This is a genomic window from Cupriavidus sp. SK-4, from assembly GCF_000611125.1.
Classification (GTDB): Bacteria; Pseudomonadota; Gammaproteobacteria; order Burkholderiales; family Burkholderiaceae; genus Cupriavidus; species Cupriavidus necator.
Map to the genome: position 1 here is coordinate 1 of NZ_JFJW01000198.1, position 729 is coordinate 729.

Consider the following 729-nt stretch of genomic DNA (forward strand, 5'->3'; position numbering starts at 1 on the left):
GCCGCGGCCTTGGCCGCGGCGTCAGCCTTTTCCTTCTCGGCCAGCACCGCCTGGTTGGCTTGGCTCAGCTTGGCGATCTCGGCGTTCTTCAGCTCGAGCAGCTTCTGCATGTCGCCGACGTTCTTTTCCAGCTGCGCCAGGCGGGCCTGCGCCTCCTTGAGCTCACGCTCGCGCGCGACGCCGGCTTCGGCCTTGGCCGCGGCGTCGGCCTGCGCGCCAAGCGCGGCCTTGCTGAGCTTCAGTTCATCGCGCGGGCCGTCGGTCCGGGCGGCCTGCTCCTGCACCCGGGCGGTCACGTTGCCGGACTGCTGGCGGCCGCTGTCGGGCTCGACCGACTTGGCCGCGGCGGCGCTGGCCAGCCGGCTGCGGTAGGCATCGAAGCCCTGCGTGCGCGCCACCACCTCGCGGCGGGCGGCCTTGGGTGCGACGGCTTGCGCCTGCTGCTGGGTCGGGACCTGCAGCACCACGCCGCTGCGCAGCCGGTTCATGTTGCCGCCGATAAAGGCGTTGGGGTTGTTGCGGTAGAGCGCCACCAGCATCTGGTCCAGCGAGACCGATTCCTGGCCTTGCACGGCTTCGCCGGCGATGGCGTAGAGCGTATCGCCGCGCTGCACGGTGTAGCCGCCGCCGGGTGCCATTTCGGTGCTGCCGCTGGCGGCCGGCGCCGGCGCTCGCTTCGCGCTCTGGCGGGCCGGGCGCGCGGGCGCGGCTGGCTTGACTGCCGCGGCA

Annotated in this window: 2 pseudogenes; one reads left to right on the forward strand and one right to left on the reverse strand. The window is 72.8% G+C overall.

What is annotated here, in order from left to right:
* Window positions 1–387 precede the first annotated feature (387 nt).
* Window positions 388–435: pseudogene (locus CF68_RS39290) on the forward strand (hypothetical protein); the annotation flags it as partial.
* A gap of 8 nt (window positions 436–443) precedes the next feature.
* Here the strand turns inward: CF68_RS39290 and CF68_RS39295 are convergent.
* A pseudogene (locus CF68_RS39295) lies at window positions 444–638 on the reverse strand (FimV family protein); the annotation flags it as partial.
* Window positions 639–729 lie beyond the last annotated feature (91 nt).